Here is a 16008-nt window from a genome sequence, read left to right as displayed (position 1 = left end):
ATAGACAGGTTCAATCCACTGGTTTATTTAATCGGATTGTAAAGGAGTGCAAATTCTCTTGTCCCATATTCGGTTCATGCCTGATTATCTGGTCATTCCTGCTGTACTCGATCACCCGCACAATCAGATCGACTTATCAGCCCTTGCTGAATTATCTGAGGTATTCCATGGAAAAACGCAGACCTGGCCGTCCAGTCGGACGTTCCGACATTCGTGACAAGCTGCTTGCCGCCGCACGCGAACGTTTTCTCAACACCCCCTACAGCAAGGTGACGACCCGCGAGATTGCCGAGCTGGCAGGCTCCAATCTGGCGATGATCCACTACTACTTCGGCAGCAAGGAAGGCCTCTACAAGGCGGTGCTGGGGGATGTGGCCGAGCCCCTCGAGCAAGCCTGGCACGACGAGAGCAGCAACCGCAGCCTGACCGATCTGCTCAACACCTACTATCAGGTGATGGCGCCCAACAGCGAGCTGACCTCTGCCATCTCCAGCGCATTGTCCACTGAAAAGAGCCCGGGGCGTGATTTTGTGCTGAGCCGCCTGCTGGATCGTCAACTTCCCCAGTTCGATGCCCTGCTCGAATCCATGCGCTCCAACGGCCAGCTGGCGGACAACCTGGACCCCGAGATGCTGAAGATCTCCTTCCTCAGCATGATGTGGCAGCCTTTCGTGATGAAGGATCTCTACGAACAGGTGTTTGGTCTGACGGTGGACGAGCACTTCATGAGCCGCCTCGCGGCCCACAACTGCCGCCTGATGGAAAACGGCCTGCGCGGTGCCCTGAACTGACTTTTTCGGGATGACGGATGAAAAAGGGCCCCTGGGCCCTTTTTTTCATCAATCTGTTATCTGGGCGTCAACGAAGTGTCATGCCGCCCTCCTAGTCTGCACTCAGGATGCAAGGGAGGGCCGTGATGAACAAGATCCAGCAATGGGACCTGCGGGTGTGCCGTGTCTGCCTGCTCCACCCCTACAATCAGCCGCAGGCCAGGATAAGCCGGCTTGTCTCCCGTACCGGTGACGGCCCCCTCTATGCCGTGGCGGCCTGCCTGCTCTGGTGGCAGGGGATCGCCGGGCAGGAGGCGGTCAGTATGGCGCTCTGGGCGTTTGCCCTCGAGTTGCCGCTCTACCTGCTGCTCAAGAATGCCCTCAAACGCCAGCGCCCGGCAGGGCTACCTGTCTTCATCACCCCGTCGGATCGTTACAGCCTGCCCTCGGGCCACACCGCGGCCGCCTTTCTGATGGCGACCGTACTGGCCGCCAGTTTCCCGCTCTGGGCACCGCTGCTGTTTGTCTGGGCCGCGCTGGTGGGGGCGTCCCGCCTGCTGCTCGGGGTGCATTATCTGAGTGATCTGGTGGCCGGGGCGCTGCTTGGCGGTGGTTGCGCACTCTGGGCGCTGGGTTGGAGCCAGGGATGAGGATACTGTTCGGCGTTCAGGGGACCGGCAACGGCCACATCAGTCGTAGCCGGACCCTGGCGCGCGCATTGAAGAGCAGGGGCGTGGCGGTGGACTATCTGTTCAGCGGGCGCGCCGCCGACGGCTACTTCGAGATGGGGGAGTTCGGGGATTATCGCACCTTCCCCGGTATCACTTTCGCCAGCCATCAGGGGCGCATCTCGGGCTGGCGCACCCTCAAGGGACTCTCTCCCCTGCGTTTCTGGCAAGATCTGCGTGCCCTCGATTGTCGCGAGTACGATCTGGTCATCAGCGACTTCGAGCCGCTCAGTGCCCATGCTGCTCGCCGCTGGGGCAAACCCAGCCTCACCATCAGCCATCAGGCGAGCTTCGACTGGCCGATCCCGCGCTGGGGGGAGAGCGGCTTCAACCGCCAGCTGATGCGCCATTTTGCGCCGGTACGCCAGTCCCTGGGACTGCACTGGTTCCATTTCGGCCAGCCCCTGCTGCCTCCCATCGTCGATCCCCTCGAGCCTGTGCCGGACAACCAGCAGATCCTGGTCTATCTGCCATTCGAGCAGACAGAGACGATCGCGGCCCTGTTGTCGCGTTTCAGCCCGCAGTCGTTCATCTGCTTCCATCCCGAGGTGCGCAAGCGCAGCGAGTGGCGCAACATCCGCTTTGAACCTCAGGCCAGAGAGGGGTTCAAGCTGGCGCTGGCCGGTTGTCGCGGGGTCATCAGCAATGCGGGATTCGAGCTTGCCTCCGAGGCGCTCTCCCTTGGCAAGAAGCTGCTGGTCAAACCCCTGGGTGGCCAGTTCGAGCAGTTGACCAACGGCAGGACCCTGGAGCTGATGGGGCTGGCCCAGTTGATGGACAGCCTGGATGCCAATGCGGTGCGAAGCTGGCTGGAGGCCCCTTCTCCTGGCAGGGTACGCTATCCCGATGTGGCAGGAGAGCTGGCCGACTGGTTGCTGGCCGGGGCCGGGGAGGAGGTGGGGGCGCTCTCCCGCCGCCTCTGGGGCAGGACCCTCTTTCCGGAGGAGGTGTGTGACAGCCTGGGGGAGCTTGCCAGCCGTACCGGCCAGGAGCGTCCCTGGTTATCCCAACTCAGCGCCTTTGACTAAACTGAGTCGATCCCACCACGGAGAGGACGGACACCATGCGCTTTACCAATGAAAACGGCGACACCATGACTCTGGCAGACAATCTCACCCTGCATGAGCTGCTCGACATGGGGGTCAGCATTTCGGTCTGCGAAGAGACGGATCCGGATCAGCAGATCTGGCTGGCAGAACCCGAAGACGAGCAGTGAAACCAGCCAGTTTTTGACGGCCCACCCCCTCGGGGTGGGCCGTTTATTTTGTTCCTGACCGACGCGGGCAGCATGATCCCCTGGTTGTTCCCCCCAGGGCCCCTCTTTGTTGCCCGTCTGGTGGCCAAGTCACTGAATGTTAATAGCTGTTTGAAATTTATGACTGTTATGGCCAGACAAAGCCGTGGACAAGCGTTCACGGGCGGGTTAAGTTGGTTTTTCACCCGCTTTTCGGGTGAATGATGGAAAACCCCTATTTTTCTACTATCGACGGCTCCGAACTCGCCTGATCTGCCTGCAGACAACAACAAGACTCGGATCGGCGCTGCCGGGAAGCAGCGGACTGTCGATAGCTTTCGCTTAACGGAGCAAAGCCTGGAGGGCTTTATCATGGAGATGTTATCAGGCGCCCAGATGGTGGTTAGAGCGCTGGAAGATCAGGGAGTGGAACACGTTTTCGGCTACCCTGGTGGCTCAGTGCTCGACATCTATGACGCTCTCTTCGAAAACGGCAAGATGGAGCATGTCCTGGTGCGGCACGAGCAGGCCGCAGTGCACATGGCGGACGGTTACGCCCGCTCCACCGGCAAGGTGGGCACTGTGCTGGTGACCTCGGGTCCCGGCGCCACCAACTGCATCACGGGGATCGCCACCGCCTACATGGATTCCATTCCCCTGGTGATCCTGTCCGGCCAGGTGCCGACCAGCATGATCGGGGAGGATGCGTTCCAGGAGACCGACATGATCGGCATCTCCCGCCCGGTGGTGAAGCACAGCTTCCTGTGCAAGAAAGCCAGCGACATTCCCGAGGCCATCAAGAAGGCCTATTATATTGCCGCCAGTGGCCGCCCGGGGCCCGTGGTGGTGGATCTGCCCAAAGACGTGCAGAATCCGAAAGAGAAGTTCCCCTATCAGTATCCCGAGTCCGTTTCCCTGCGCTCCTACAATCCGACCAAGGCGGGACACAAGGGCCAGATCAAGCGGGCTGCCAAGCTGCTGACCGAGGCGAGCCGCCCGGTCATGTACGTGGGTGGCGGCGCCATCAACGCCAATGCGGATCACCTGGTGACCAAGTTGGCGGAGCTGCTGAACCTGCCGGTGACCACCACGCTCATGGGGCTGGGCGCCTTCTCCGGCACCCATCCGCAGTTCATCGGCATGCTCGGCATGCACGGCACCTTCGAAGCGAACAAGAGCATGCACAACGCGGATCTCATCTTCGCTGTGGGTGCCCGCTTCGATGATCGCGTGACCAACAACGTAGCCAAGTTCTGCCCCAACGCTACCATAGTCCACATCGACATCGACCCCACCTCCATCTCCAAGACGGTACAGGCCCATGTGCCCATCGTCGGCTCGGTGGAAACCGTGCTGGAACAGATGCTGGAAGTGATCCGCGAATGCGGCTTTGACAACGACAAGCAGGCGTTGGCGGACTGGTGGGAGCAGATCAACCAGTGGCGCTCACGCAACTGCCTGGCTTACGAGACCCATCCCACCCTGATCAAGCCGCAGCAGGTCATCGAGACTCTCTACAAGGTGACCAAGGGGGAGGCCTTCGTCGCCTCCGACGTCGGCCAGCACCAGATGTTTGCCGCCCTCTACTACCCGTTTGCCAAGCCGCGCCAGTGGATCAACTCCGGTGGCCTCGGCACCATGGGCTTTGGCATTCCCGCCGCCATGGGGGCCCAGTTTGCCAACCCGGAAGCCGTGGTCTGCTGCGTCACCGGCGACGGCTCGGTACAGATGAACATCCAGGAGCTCTCCACCTGCATGCAGTACGGGGTGCCCATCAAGATCATCTCCATCAACAACCGTGCGCTGGGGATGGTCAAGCAGTGGCAGAAGATGTTCTACGGCGGCCGTCACAGCCACTCCTACATGGAATCCCTGCCTGACTTCGTCAAGCTGGCGGAAGCCTATGGCCACGTCGGCATCGCGGTGAGCGATCCGGCGGAGCTGGAGAGCGCCATGGAGAAGGCCTTTGCCATGAAGGACAGACTGGTGTTCATGGACATCTCGGTCGATCCGGACGAGCACGTCTATCCGATGCAGATCAAATTTGGCGCCATGGACGAGATGTGGCTGAGCAAGACGGAGAGAACCTGATGAGACATATAATTTCCGTTCTGCTGGAGAACGAATCCGGCGCCCTGAGCCGTGTGGTGGGCCTCTTTTCCCAGCGCGGCTACAACATCGAGACCCTGACGGTGGCCCCCACCGAGGATCCCACTCTGTCCCGCATGACCATCGTCACCATGGGGGATGAGCGGGTGCTGGAGCAGATCCAGAAGCAGCTGCACAAGCTGGTGGACGTGCTCAAGGTGTGTGACCTGAGCGAGGGTGAGCACATCGAGCGGGAGATCGCGCTGGTCAAGGCGCGCGCCGCCGGTGGTGCACGTGACGAACTGAAGCGGCTGGCGGACATCTTCCGTGGCCAGATCGTCGACGTCACCCCCGAGCTCTACACGGTGCAGCTCGTCGGGACCAGCGAAAAGCTGGACGCCTTCATCAAGACGGCTGCCCAGACCAACGAGATCATCGAAGTGGTGCGCTCCGGTGTCTGTGGCATCTCCCGGGCGGACAAATCCCTGCGTCCCTGATGTGGCCGGATGTGAAAATAGCTGTTCAAGGGCTCTTCGGAGCCCTTTTTCGTGTCTGGCAGCGTTGCGGGCAAGTGGGGGGGCCGGTAGGGATGCAGGCCACAGCATCAGGAGGTTATCGAGGGGGTGAAAGAGAAGGGGGAAGGGAGGGGCTTCACCTGTCATTTTCTTTCAAATGATCGGTAAACTATCCACAAAAGCTGTGGAAAACTCTGTAGATTAGCGGTGTGTCTGGCGTTAGTCGCATGATCTTAAAGGGATATTTCAATTTGATCCTGGCTGGATCGCATTTGTGCAATCCCCTGGCGAGGGTGTGAGCGTTTGCTTATCCCTCGAGCCTTGCCAAGGGCGGAACGCGGATCTGTCTGTAGATCCGGACGGGATCCCGACCTGATCTTGCGGATCAACATTTCTGGGCGCGAGCCATAAAAAAACCCGCCTCTCGGCGGGTTTTTCATTGTATCGGACTGCGGGTCGATTACTCGGCCTGGGCTGCCTGGATGCCGGTCAGGGCGATAGTGTAGACGATGTCGTCCACCAGGGCGCCACGGGAGAGGTCGTTGACCGGCTTGCGCATGCCTTGCAGCATGGGGCCGATGGAGACCAGCTCGGCGGAGCGCTGTACCGCCTTGTAGGTGGTGTTACCGGTGTTCAGATCCGGGAACACGAACACGGTGGCCTTGCCGGCAACCGGGGAGTTCGGTGCCTTGGACTTGGCGACGTTCTCCATGATGGCCGCATCGTACTGAAGCGGGCCGTCGATGATGAGGTCGGGACGCTTGGCCTTGGCCAGCTCGGTCGCTTCACGCACCTTCTCCACGTCCGCGCCGGCGCCGGAGGTGCCGGTGGAGTAGGAGATCATGGCCACGCGCGGCTCGATGCCGAAGGCGGCAGCGGAGTCGGCGGACTGGATGGCGATCTCGGCCAGCTGCTCGGCAGTGGGGTCCGGGTTGATCGCGCAGTCACCGTAGACCAGCACCTGATCCGGCAGCAGCATGAAGAAGATGGAGGAGATCAGGGAAGAGCCCGGGGCGGTTTTGATGATCTGCATCGGCGGACGGATGGTGTTGGCAGTGGTGTGCACCGCACCGGACACCAGACCGTCGACCTCGTTGCGCTCCAGCATCATGGTACCCAGTACCACGTTGTCTTCCAGCTGCTCGCGGGCAACCACTTCGGTCATGCCCTTGTTCTTGCGCAGCTCGACCAGACGAGCCACATAGCGCTCGCGTACGGCAACCGGATCGATGATCTCGACGCGGTCGGTCAGTACCACGCCCTGCTGTTCAGCGACGCGGCGGATCTCGTCCGGGTTGCCCAGCAGCACCGGACGGGCGATACCGCGCTCGGCACAGATGGCGGCCGCCTTGATGGTGCGCGGCTCTTCCCCTTCCGGCAGCACGACGCGCTTGTTGGCCTGACGGGCCAGTTCGGTCAGCTGATAGCGGAAAGCCGGCGGGCTCAGGCGACGGGAACGGGTGGACTTGGCGGAGAGAGACTCGATCCAGTGCTTGTCGATGTGACCAGCAACGTAGTCCTGCACCAGCTCGATACGCTCGCGGTCATCTTCCGGGATGTCGACGTTGAAGTTCTGCAGGCTGACGGCGGTCTGCCAGGTGTTGGTGCCGGTGATCATGATCGGCAGACCGGTGGCCATGGCCTGTTGGCACAGTGCCATCACCTGGGGTTCCGGGTGGTAGTTGCCGGTCAGCAGCAGGGCACCCAGCTTGACGCCGTTCATGGCGGACAGGCAGGCGGAGACGATGACGTCGGAGCGGTCGCCGGAAGTCACCAGCAGGCTGCCTGGACGGAAGTGCTCGATCATGTTGTGGATGGAGCGGGCACAGAAGGTCACGGTCTGCAGGCGGCGGCTTTCCAGCTCACCCTTGTTGATGATCTTGGCGGCAAGGTGCTTGGCGAGATCCTTGGCGCGCGGTGCGATCAGCTGGGTGTTCCAGGGGATGCAGCCGAGGATGCGCAGCGGGCTCTTGCCGAAGACTTGCAGCACTTCCAGGTTGTGGCCGGTATCGGCACCGTGGTGGTGCGCTTCGAACATCTCGGTCAGGTCGGGACGGGTCACGCCGTGCTCGTCAACCGGGGCACCCACCTTGTTGATGACGCAGCCCACGATACGCGGGTTGTTGACGCCACCGAAGTTGGAGCAGGCCAGCTCGATGCGCTCTTTGAGCTTCTGGCTGGAGTCGTTGCCCGGATGGGTCACGAACACCATGTCGGCGTCCAGCGCCTTGGCGACGTCGTAGTTCAGCTTGTTGGCAAAGGGTTGCTTGTCGGTCGGCACCAGGCCCTCGATCACCACCACTTCGGCACCGCTGGTCTTCACGTGCTCTTCGAAGCGGGCCACGATCTCTTCCAGCAGGATGTCGGTGTTGCTGGAGGTGATCATGTTCTCGGCGTAGGAGAGGGCGAACGGCTCGGGCGGGTTGATGTTGGCAGCGGCGCGGATCACGGCGGTGGAGCGCTCGGTACCGGTTTCACCCGGACGCGGCTGGGCGACCGGTTTGAAGAAGCTGACATTGACACCGTGACGTTCCATGGCGCGAACGACGCCAAGACTCACGGAGGTTACGCCGACACCAGTGCCGACCGGGATGAGCATAATAGTGCGTGCCACTTATTACCCCTTGTTCATTTTTTGGGATCAGGAAAAGGCCGCCCTGGGGCGGCCTTGCTCTACAGCTAATTTATGCGCCGACCAGTTCCAGCGCGTCGTGGGCGATGACCCACTCTTCGTTGGTCGGGATAACCAGGGCCTTGGTGGAACCAGCCTTGGTGATCTCGCCGCCCTTGCCGAAGCGAGCCTTCAGGTTGGCGTCGTGGTCGACGTCAAAGCCCAGCAGGCCCAGCTTGTTCAGGGTGATCTCACGGATCGGGGCGGAGTTCTCGCCGATGCCGCCGGTGAAGACCACGGCATCCAGACGACCGTCCATGGCGGCGGCGTAGGCACCGATGTACTTGGCCAGACGGTAGCAGTACACGTCCATGGCGCGCTTGGCTTCTTCCTTGCTGTCGTAGTTGTCTTCAACGAAACGGCAGTCGGAGGTGACTTCGGTCAGACCCTGCAGGCCGGATTCCTTGGTCAGCATGGTGTTGATCTCGGCGACGCTCATGCCCAGCTTGTCGTGCAGGAAGAAGATGATGGCCGGATCGATGTCACCGGAACGGGTACCCATCACCAGGCCTTCCAGCGGGGTCAGGCCCATGGAGGTGTCGACGGACTGGCCGTTCTTGATGGCGCAGACAGAGCCGCCGTTACCCAGGTGGCAGTTGATGATGTTGAGCTCTTCCACCGGCTTGTTCAGCTGCTTGGCCGCTTCCAGGCTGATGTAGTAGTGGCTGGTGCCGTGGGCGCCGTAGCGACGGATGCCGTTCTCTTTGTAGAGCTTGTACGGCAGGGCGTACAGGAAGGCTTCTTCCGGCATGGTCTGGTGGAAGGCGGTGTCGAACACGGCGACGTTCTTCTCGGCCAGTTCCGGGAAGACCTTCAGGGCGGCACGGATACCGATCAGGTGAGCCGGGTTGTGCAGCGGTGCGTAAGGAATGGCGGCTTCGATGCCGGCAATGACGTCATCACAGATGCGAACGGAGGAGGTGAAACGCTCGCCGCCGTGTACCACGCGGTGGCCGATGGCGATCAGGTTCTTGGACAGTTCCGGGTTGAGCGGCAGGATCTTGTGAACGATGAAGTCCAGCGCTTCCTGGTGAGCGGCACCGGCACCCAGATCAGCGTTGCCTTTCTCGCCGTTCAGCTTCCACTTGATGCGGGCGTCGTCGAGGTTGAAGCATTCGGCCAGGCCGGACAGCAGATCATCACCGGTGGTTGCGTCAATGACAGCAAACTTCAGGGACGAGCTGCCACAGTTAAGAACAAGAACCAGCTTACTCATGAATAAATCCTATCGCAGATTGGGTTGGGTTGGAGGATGCGCCGGACGCGGTGCGTCCAAAAACTATCAACTTATCCTTATGAGGGTTGGCAATCTGTTGCTTGCCCCTTGTATAGTGATACAAGACCCGAAATTCAGACGTCCCTGACTGGTCAGTGGCCGTGCCCCAGCGTAAAAATGGGCGTACAAAGGATAACCTGATTGTTGAAAAATAACAAAGTCATCCTCAACCTTTGTTATTGCCTCTCAAATATTGTCGAGGTTTTGCCGTTAATGCGTTCGAAAAGAGCTCGGAGGTAGCATGAGCATGAACATTTTTGGAACTAAATTACAGCAAGGCCGTCATTATATGACTCTTTGGCCGCGCCGTCCCGAGCTTAATTCCATGTTCCCGGAGAATCGGGTGATCAAGGCCACCGAATTCGCCCTCAAGGTGATCCCGGCACTGGCGGTGCTCAGCGTCATGGTGCAGTTCCAGTTTGGCGAGCTTCATTACTGGCCCTCCGTGATGGCGTCCGTGCTCTTCCTGCTCAGCCTGCCGCTGCAAGGGTACTACTGGCTCGGCCAGCGCGCCGATACCCGGCTGCCCCCCTCCCTCGCCACCTGGTATCGGGAGATAAACGGCAAGATGAACGAGCAGGGCGGTCAACGTCAGCTGGTGGCCCGTCCCCGCTACGAAGAGCTGGCCGATACCCTCAACGCCGCCTTCAAGCAGCTGGACAAATCCTTCCTCTACGAATGACTTTCCGGAGTCAGACTGACGACAAAGGCGCCCTCAGGCGCCTTTTTCACATTCAGGCGGCCAGCACCTTGCTGATCTCCTGGATGGAGAGCTTGTACTGACGGGGGCACTGACGCCAGACCGCCAGCATGCGCTGGTACTTGTCCCGCATGGCGATGTCGCTGGAGAGCTCGTCGCAGGGGCAGGGCAGTTCGGGGAAGCGCTTGTCCACTTCCAGCAGGAAGCAGACGTAATCCGCCAGTTCCCGCTCCTGGCTGCGGCTGTAGCCGTTGAAGGCAAGGCGGCTCTCGTTGACATCGGCCCGGGCGCTGGCATCCAGGTTGCCCCAGGAGATGGCCAGTGCATGGTGCAGCTCCAGGGTGTCCAGCACCTCCTGGCAGGTGGCAAGATCCAGATGGCCGAAGCTCTTCTCCAGCTCGAGGATCTGCAGGCAGTAGCCGCGCTCGACGATGGTGCTGGCACGCTGGTAAAACGCCGCCTTTTCCGGATTGAGTTTGGCCAGGATCTCGTACTGGTTGCTCAGGATCAGGCGTTCGGTGTGGCTCATGTTCATGGGCTGTCTCGCTGGAAAATGAATCTGGGGTCACGTTAACCCATATCCAGGATGAATTTTTTGATCTGAGAGGGGAGGTTGGCGAGAAAAGGGGGAGGAGGCGCCCTGGTGAGCAGCCAGAGAGTGGGGGCTGATGCCGTGGTGAAACGAGCAGGGCCCGCCATGGCGAGCCCTGCAACAATGCCGCTGGTGGCTTACCCCTTGACGAAGTCGAGCACCACCTGATGGTGATCGCTGGTCTTGAACTTGTCGAAGCGATGGGCAACCTTGCCCTCTTCATCGATGAGGAAACTCAGGCGATGGATGCCGTCATACTCCTTGCCCATGAACTTCTTCGGGCCCCAGACGCCAAAGGCATCGGCCACCGCGTGATCCTCATCGGCCAGCAGGCGGAAGTTGAGGTTGTCGCGCTCCTCGAACTTTTTCAGGCGCTTGGCGCTGTCCGGGCTGATGCCGAGCACCACCACATTGAGGGCAGCCAGCTCGCTATTGACGTCGCGCAGACCGCAGGCCTGGGTGGTGCAACCCGGGGTCATCGCCTTGGGATAGAAGTAGATGAGCACTTTTTTGCCGCGCAGGTCGGCAAGGCGTACCTGATTGCCGTCCTGATCGGAGAGGGAGAAATCGGGGGCCTGGGTACCAGCTTCTAGTGGTGACATGGGGTCTCCTCGGATAAACGCCGTCAGGCGTACTTGTGATTGACGATGAATTCGAACGACTCGGCGCCCAGTCCACGACAGAAATCGGCGAAGGCCGTCTTCGAGCCTGGCTCTTCTCCCTGCTTGGAGAGATTCAACTGAAAGTTCGCCTTGAGCAGGTTGAAGGGCTGCTGTTCCAGGGTGATGGTCTGCATGGCCTGGATGTCCCAGCCGTGATCGCTGAAGAACTGGGTGCACTGACTTACGATGCCCGGCTGATCCCGGATCAGCACCTCTGCGCTGGCGCTGATGTCATATTGCAGGGAGTGGTGGCGCTCGGTGCGTTTCATCATGGTGATGAGATCCCACTCCTGGCTGCGCAGTGGGAGGCTTATTTCCAGTTGCATCAGGCTGTTCCAGTCACCGGACAGCAGCATGATGAAGGTGAATTCGTTGCCGAAGATGCCAAGACGGCTGTCGACAATGTTGCAACCGCAGCCACTGACGTGACGGGTCACCTCATTGACGATGCCAGGCCTGTCCGTGCCGATGGCCGTTACGACCAGGTAGTGAGTCATAAATCGTCTCTCGTCCATTATTGAGAATGCGTTGACCGCGGGTGCCGGCACCCTGCCGTGAGGCCTCTTGTGCGCTCGTGCATTCATACGTTTTGTGCCGGATGGTAACACGGCTTGTCCCGTGCCTCCCTTGTTTTTCAAAAGGGGCAGCTTTACCATTACGCCCCTGAAAATCGGGAGAATTATCCATGTTACGCGGTAGTATTGTTGCGCTCGTTACCCCCATGCTGCCCTCGGGCGACATCGATTGGGTCAGTCTGGCAGCGCTGGTGGAATATCATGTGGATGCCGGGACCAGCGCCATCGTCGCCGTGGGAACCACGGGAGAGTCGGTCACCCTGAGCGAGCAGGAACATATCGCCGTGGTTGAGAAGACGGTGGAATACGCCGCCGGACGCATTCCCGTCATCGCGGGCTGCGGCTCCAACAACACTGCTCACGCCATCGCCCTTTCCCGGCGTTTCGCCACCATGGGCGTGGTGGCGGGTCTCTCGGTTACCCCCTATTACAACAAACCCACCCAGGAAGGCCTCTATCGTCACTATTGTGCGATCGCCGAGGCTAGTGGTCTGCCTCAAATTCTCTATAATGTGCCCGGTCGCACCTGCTGTGACCTCAAACCGGAGACGGTGGCCCGTCTGGCCAAGGTGCCCGGCATCATAGGTTTGAAAGAAGCGACTGGCGATCTTGGCCGTACCCCGCTGCTGCGCGAACTGTGCGGGCCGGATTTTGCGCTTTATAGTGGCGATGACGCCAGCGGATGTGATTTTATGCTGCAAGGGGGCGATGGTGTCATTTCGGTCACCACCAATATTGCGGCGCCCCAGATGGCCGACATGTGTCGTGCTGCCCTGGCCGGTGATGCCGGGCAGGCTCATGACATCAACAATCGATTGATGCCGTTGCATCAGACTCTGTTCTGTGAACCGAGTCCCATCCCGGTGAAATGGGCCTGTGCCCGGCTGGGATTGATGGCGACGGCGACCTTGCGTCTGCCCCTGACCGATCTCACCCCCGAGGGGGAAGCGGCGATGGCGCGAGCACTGACGACTGCGGAGTTGATGGCGAGTGTTTAAAGCAAATGGAAAGGGAAATGCAGTGCGCCTGGTACTGAGTGTCGCGACGGTGGCCGTGCTGGCTGCCTGCAGCTCACCCCAGGAACGCAAAATGGCCAACCGTGGCTTCGAGTATGAAGAGAGCCGCCTCGAAGGCCGCGCCTTCCTTGTGCCCGCCGGGTTGAGTACCCCCGCCTTTAACAGCAATTTCGACATTCCGGCCCTGCCCGAGAGCAGTCGTGAGGGCGCCCTCGGGGCCAAGGTGGACGTGCGTCCGCCCGCCCAGTTGCTCACCGTGGTGCCCGGCAGCCAGGTGGTGGCCAATGCCAGCGAGCCGACCGTCGCCTTCTATGCCCTCAGCACCTCCCAGAGCGTGGAGCGCGATACCTGGGCCTTCCTGATGAATTTCCTGGCCGAACACAAGGTCACCACCGAGAAGCTGGACCAGCAGGACGGCGTCTTGCAGACCGGCTGGTTTGACAACTCAGCGGTGCTCGATGGCTGGGCGGAAGATGACGATGACTTCAAGATCCGTCAGCGTTACCAGTTCACCCTGCGCAACGATGTGCAGCGCCATGCCATCAAGATGTCGGTACGGGTGCTGGATCATGAAGAGACCATCGACGGCGAGACCAGCACTGTGCTGACGCCGGCGGACGCCCAGCGTTATGCTACCCGCGCCCTGAACCAGTTCTCCCTCTATTACGACAAGCAGCTCAAGGCCCGTGAACAGCACAAGTCCAGCGATGGCATGGGGCTGGAGCTGGGTCTGGACAACAACGAGCTGAGCGCCTGGATTGCCGAAGGGTCGTTTGACCAGGTGTGGCGCCGCCTCAATCAGGTGCTGCCTGCCTATGGTTTCACCATCAAGGACACCCAGCAGTCCCTGGGCTGGATCGACGTGGAGTACGACGAGCCGGACAGCGAGTTCTGGAAGGCCAAGGGAGCGGAGCCCTTCAAGCTCGAGGAAGACAAGTATCGCTTCCAGCTCGGCGAGATGACGGGTGGCAAGACCTCCATCACCCTGTTCGACAAGGACAAGAAGCCTGTCGCATCCGGTGTCATCTCCCAGATGTACATCAGCCTGTCCGAGGCCTTTGCCAAGGGCTTGGCCGATCAGGGGGCGAAGTAAGCATGGAAACAGGGGCCTCGCGCCCCTGTTTTGTTATGTCCGGGTTGCCGCAGGGCCAGCGTGCCGAGCCGGTTGCCCCGGGCCTGAGTACCTGATGATGTGAATCCCCCACAGACAGGGGTCTGGTGCCCCTGCCTAACTAGTCCCACAACAGGAAGTGTTATTAGCCATGAGTCTTGCAGATCAAGTATTGGCGGTGAACGACGATTTGCCGATCCGTACCGATAAACCTGTCCATTCCGGCAAAGTGCGCAGCGTCTACTGGTTGACCCCGGCAGACAGTGCCCGGCTCATTCGGGAGAAAGGCTATGATGTGCCGGCCGATACGCCCCTGGCCCTCATGGTGATCAGTGATCGCATCTCGGCTTTCGACTGCATCTGGCAAGGGGTGGACGGTCTGAACGGCGTGCCGGGCAAGGGTGCGGCGCTCAATGCCATCTCCAGCCACTGGTTCAAGCTGTTCAAGGAGCAGGGGCTGGCGGACAGCCACATCCTGGACATCCCGCACCCCTTCGTCTGGATCGTGCAAAAAGCCCGTCCCGTGATGATCGAGGCCATTGCCCGCCAGTACATCACCGGCTCCATGTGGCGTGCCTACAAGGATGGTGAGCGGGAATTCTGCGGCATCACCCTGCCGGAAGGGCTCAAGAAGGATCAGAAGCTGCCCGAGATCCTCATCACCCCGTCCACCAAGGGGATCCTCAAGGGGCTGGATGGCGTGCCGGAAGCGGACGACGTCAACGTCTCCCGCGGCGACATCGAGCGCCACCATCAGGCCTTCGGCTTCCGCTCCCCGGCGGACATCGACCGCTACGAGGCGCTGCTCAAAGAGGGCTTCAACGTCATCAGCGAGGCGCTGGCTGCCCTGGATCAGGTCTTCGTCGACACCAAGTTCGAGTTCGGTTACGTGACCGATGCCGCCGGTCGCGAGAAGCTCATCTACATGGATGAAGTGGGCACCCCCGACAGCTCCCGCATCTGGGACGGCGCAGCCCTTCGCGGCGGCGAGATCATCGAGAAGTCCAAAGAGGGCTTCCGCCAGTGGCTGCTGAACCACTTCCCGGATCCGGACATCCTGCTCAACAAGAACCGCATGCCCGAGCGCTTCGCCCTGGCCCGGGACAACAAGCTGCCCACCGAGGTGATGATGGATATCTCCCGCACCTATGTGGGGATCGCCGAGATGATCATCGGTCAGCCGCTGGTACGCAGTGCCAATCCGAAGCAGGAGATCATCGAGGTACTGCGGGAGCAGTACGGCCTGATCGACTGAGGCCGACCGCTTTTTTTGCCGCAGGCGGCACAAACGTTTGCCGGTGGCAGGGGAGGCGTTTGCAACGCAGATGACAAAACGGGCCCCATGACGGGGCCCGTTTTCATTGGGTTGTCCGGAGCGCTCAGCCATTGACCCGGAAGATCTGACCGGTCTGTACCCCCAGTACCGATTTCTTGTAGGCCTGGGCCACCCGGGCGGCGGGTACCGGCACGAAGCCCGGGAAGAAGTCGGCATACTTGCCCATGGACTCTTCCAGCACGGTGGGGCTCACCACGTTGATGCGAATGCCCCTTGGCAGCTCGCAGGCGGCCCCTTTCACGAAGTGCTCGATGGCACCGTTGATGGTGGTGGCGCTCACCCCCCAGTGGATGGGCTCCTCGCTCAGAATGCCGCTGATGAGGGTGATGGAGCCACGGTCGCTCAGGTGGGCAATGGCGGCCCGGGTCAGGTTGATCTGGCCCATCAGCTTGCTCTGAAGCCCCACCTGCCACTGCTCGTCCGTCATCTCGGTCAGGGCATTGAAGGCGACGCTGCCGCTGGCGACCACCAGGGCATCGAAGGATCCGACCTGCTCGAAGAGCGCCCTGATGGAGGCGGGGTCGCGCATGTCCACTCTGGCATCCCCCTGGCTGTGACCGACCCGGATCACCTGGTGATCCTGGGCAAGCAGTTCGCTGACGGCGGCGCCAATGGTGCCGGAGGCACCCACAATCACAATCTTCATATCTATCGCTCCTGGTTGAGATGAGTTGATGATAGCGGGATAAAAAGGGAGAAAAAGCGCTTATGATGAACCCATTGTTTCCACATTG

Annotated in this window: 16 protein-coding genes; 10 read left to right on the top strand and 6 right to left on the bottom strand. The window is 60.7% G+C overall.

What is annotated here, in order from left to right:
- Positions 1–167 precede the first annotated feature (167 nt).
- The 6 genes from AB5Y89_RS18285 to ilvN all read left to right on the top strand — a co-directional run bounded on the left by AB5Y89_RS18285 (position 168) and on the right by ilvN (position 5317).
- Positions 168–791 carry a TetR/AcrR family transcriptional regulator gene (locus tag AB5Y89_RS18285; protein WP_010673155.1) on the top strand — a complete coding sequence of 208 codons (624 nt, stop codon included), beginning with the start codon at positions 168–170 and terminating at the stop codon, positions 789–791.
- Positions 792–916: 125 nt separating this feature from the next.
- The gene (locus AB5Y89_RS18280; protein WP_202044164.1) at positions 917–1420 is read left to right on the top strand and encodes a phosphatase PAP2 family protein; all 504 of its coding nucleotides are present in this window, start codon (positions 917–919) and stop codon (positions 1418–1420) included.
- Positions 1417–2526: an MJ1255/VC2487 family glycosyltransferase gene (locus tag AB5Y89_RS18275; RefSeq protein ID WP_043156168.1), complete on the top strand. Its 1110-nt coding sequence runs from the start codon at positions 1417–1419 to the stop codon at positions 2524–2526. The genes AB5Y89_RS18280 and AB5Y89_RS18275 overlap by 4 nt, the downstream gene beginning before the upstream one ends.
- Before the next feature lie 35 nt (positions 2527–2561).
- Positions 2562–2714: a hypothetical protein gene (locus tag AB5Y89_RS18270; protein ID WP_010673158.1), complete on the top strand. Its 153-nt coding sequence runs from the start codon at positions 2562–2564 to the stop codon at positions 2712–2714.
- A 390-nt stretch (positions 2715–3104) separates the two neighbouring features.
- The gene (locus AB5Y89_RS18265) at positions 3105–4823 is read left to right on the top strand and encodes an acetolactate synthase 3 large subunit (protein ID WP_010673159.1); all 1719 of its coding nucleotides are present in this window, start codon (positions 3105–3107) and stop codon (positions 4821–4823) included.
- Positions 4823–5317 (top strand): acetolactate synthase small subunit, encoded by a 495-nt coding sequence (gene ilvN / locus AB5Y89_RS18260; RefSeq protein WP_010673160.1) that lies wholly within the window; start codon positions 4823–4825, stop codon positions 5315–5317. Before AB5Y89_RS18265 ends, ilvN begins: the two co-directional genes overlap by 1 nt.
- A gap of 478 nt (positions 5318–5795) precedes the next feature.
- On the opposite strand, the gene pta is transcribed toward ilvN, so the two are convergent.
- Both pta and AB5Y89_RS18250 read right to left on the bottom strand, forming a co-directional pair.
- Positions 5796–7949 carry a phosphate acetyltransferase gene (gene pta, locus AB5Y89_RS18255; RefSeq protein WP_041214580.1) on the bottom strand — a complete coding sequence of 718 codons (2154 nt, stop codon included), beginning with the start codon at positions 7947–7949 and terminating at the stop codon, positions 5796–5798.
- A 70-nt stretch (positions 7950–8019) separates the two neighbouring features.
- On the bottom strand, positions 8020–9222 hold the full coding sequence (locus tag AB5Y89_RS18250) for an acetate kinase (protein ID WP_010673162.1): 1203 nt from the start codon (positions 9220–9222) through the stop codon (positions 8020–8022).
- Between the two features lie 301 nt (positions 9223–9523).
- Here AB5Y89_RS18250 and yfbV point away from each other — a divergent pair, with 301 nt between their 5' ends.
- The gene (gene yfbV, locus AB5Y89_RS18245) at positions 9524–9964 is read left to right on the top strand and encodes a terminus macrodomain insulation protein YfbV (RefSeq protein ID WP_029313829.1); all 441 of its coding nucleotides are present in this window, start codon (positions 9524–9526) and stop codon (positions 9962–9964) included.
- Positions 9965–10016: 52 nt separating this feature from the next.
- Here the strand turns inward: yfbV and AB5Y89_RS18240 are convergent, their stop codons facing one another.
- The 3 genes from AB5Y89_RS18240 to AB5Y89_RS18230 all read right to left on the bottom strand — a co-directional run bounded on the left by AB5Y89_RS18240 (position 10017) and on the right by AB5Y89_RS18230 (position 11733).
- Positions 10017–10517, bottom strand: a complete 501-nt coding sequence (locus tag AB5Y89_RS18240; protein WP_039040945.1) for a YfbU family protein — start codon at positions 10515–10517, stop codon at positions 10017–10019.
- A 194-nt stretch (positions 10518–10711) separates the two neighbouring features.
- Entirely contained in the window at positions 10712–11176 is a 465-nt protein-coding gene (gene bcp, locus AB5Y89_RS18235; protein ID WP_368224247.1) for a thioredoxin-dependent thiol peroxidase, read from the bottom strand.
- Positions 11177–11199: 23 nt separating this feature from the next.
- The gene (locus tag AB5Y89_RS18230; RefSeq protein WP_010673166.1) at positions 11200–11733 is read right to left on the bottom strand and encodes a glycine cleavage system protein R; all 534 of its coding nucleotides are present in this window, start codon (positions 11731–11733) and stop codon (positions 11200–11202) included.
- Positions 11734–11921: 188 nt separating this feature from the next.
- Here AB5Y89_RS18230 and dapA point away from each other — a divergent pair, with 188 nt between their 5' ends.
- From dapA to AB5Y89_RS18215, 3 genes are all read left to right on the top strand, one after another.
- Positions 11922–12809: a 4-hydroxy-tetrahydrodipicolinate synthase gene (gene dapA / locus AB5Y89_RS18225; protein ID WP_029313831.1), complete on the top strand. Its 888-nt coding sequence runs from the start codon at positions 11922–11924 to the stop codon at positions 12807–12809.
- Complete coding sequence (bamC, locus tag AB5Y89_RS18220) at positions 12802–13920, top strand: outer membrane protein assembly factor BamC (RefSeq protein ID WP_029313833.1); 1119 nt, start codon at positions 12802–12804, stop codon at positions 13918–13920. The genes dapA and bamC overlap by 8 nt, the downstream gene beginning before the upstream one ends.
- Before the next feature lie 169 nt (positions 13921–14089).
- A complete protein-coding gene (locus AB5Y89_RS18215) occupies positions 14090–15193 on the top strand; it encodes a phosphoribosylaminoimidazolesuccinocarboxamide synthase (protein ID WP_010673169.1) in 1104 nt (367 codons plus the stop codon).
- A gap of 124 nt (positions 15194–15317) precedes the next feature.
- Here the strand turns inward: AB5Y89_RS18215 and AB5Y89_RS18210 are convergent, their stop codons facing one another.
- Positions 15318–15920: a short chain dehydrogenase gene (locus AB5Y89_RS18210; protein ID WP_041211120.1), complete on the bottom strand. Its 603-nt coding sequence runs from the start codon at positions 15918–15920 to the stop codon at positions 15318–15320.
- Positions 15921–16008 lie beyond the last annotated feature (88 nt).

This window comes from Aeromonas sp. s4 (assembly GCF_040907855.1).
GTDB classification, from domain to species: Bacteria; Pseudomonadota; Gammaproteobacteria; order Enterobacterales; family Aeromonadaceae; genus Aeromonas; species Aeromonas caviae.
The sequence above is the reverse complement of the archived record's forward strand: the minus strand, read 5'-3'. Positions and strand labels throughout refer to the sequence as shown.

What these genes read in the sequence shown, in the direction of transcription:
- AB5Y89_RS18285 (WP_010673155.1), top strand. Translation starts at nt 168, where the DNA reads ATGGAAAAACGCAGACCTGGCCGTCCAGTCGGACGTTCCGACATTCGT.
- AB5Y89_RS18280 (WP_202044164.1), top strand. Translation starts at nt 917, where the DNA reads ATGAACAAGATCCAGCAATGGGACCTGCGGGTGTGCCGTGTCTGCCTG.
- AB5Y89_RS18275 (WP_043156168.1), top strand. Translation starts at nt 1,417, where the DNA reads ATGAGGATACTGTTCGGCGTTCAGGGGACCGGCAACGGCCACATCAGT.
- AB5Y89_RS18270 (WP_010673158.1), top strand. Translation starts at nt 2,562, where the DNA reads ATGCGCTTTACCAATGAAAACGGCGACACCATGACTCTGGCAGACAAT.
- AB5Y89_RS18265 (WP_010673159.1), top strand. Translation starts at nt 3,105, where the DNA reads ATGGAGATGTTATCAGGCGCCCAGATGGTGGTTAGAGCGCTGGAAGAT.
- ilvN (WP_010673160.1), top strand. Translation starts at nt 4,823, where the DNA reads ATGAGACATATAATTTCCGTTCTGCTGGAGAACGAATCCGGCGCCCTG.
- AB5Y89_RS18250 (WP_010673162.1), bottom strand. Translation starts at nt 9,222, where the DNA reads ATGAGTAAGCTGGTTCTTGTTCTTAACTGTGGCAGCTCGTCCCTGAAG.
- yfbV (WP_029313829.1), top strand. Translation starts at nt 9,524, where the DNA reads ATGAGCATGAACATTTTTGGAACTAAATTACAGCAAGGCCGTCATTAT.
- AB5Y89_RS18240 (WP_039040945.1), bottom strand. Translation starts at nt 10,517, where the DNA reads ATGAACATGAGCCACACCGAACGCCTGATCCTGAGCAACCAGTACGAG.
- bcp (WP_368224247.1), bottom strand. Translation starts at nt 11,176, where the DNA reads ATGTCACCACTAGAAGCTGGTACCCAGGCCCCCGATTTCTCCCTCTCC.
- AB5Y89_RS18230 (WP_010673166.1), bottom strand. Translation starts at nt 11,733, where the DNA reads ATGACTCACTACCTGGTCGTAACGGCCATCGGCACGGACAGGCCTGGC.
- dapA (WP_029313831.1), top strand. Translation starts at nt 11,922, where the DNA reads ATGTTACGCGGTAGTATTGTTGCGCTCGTTACCCCCATGCTGCCCTCG.
- AB5Y89_RS18215 (WP_010673169.1), top strand. Translation starts at nt 14,090, where the DNA reads ATGAGTCTTGCAGATCAAGTATTGGCGGTGAACGACGATTTGCCGATC.
- AB5Y89_RS18210 (WP_041211120.1), bottom strand. Translation starts at nt 15,920, where the DNA reads ATGAAGATTGTGATTGTGGGTGCCTCCGGCACCATTGGCGCCGCCGTC.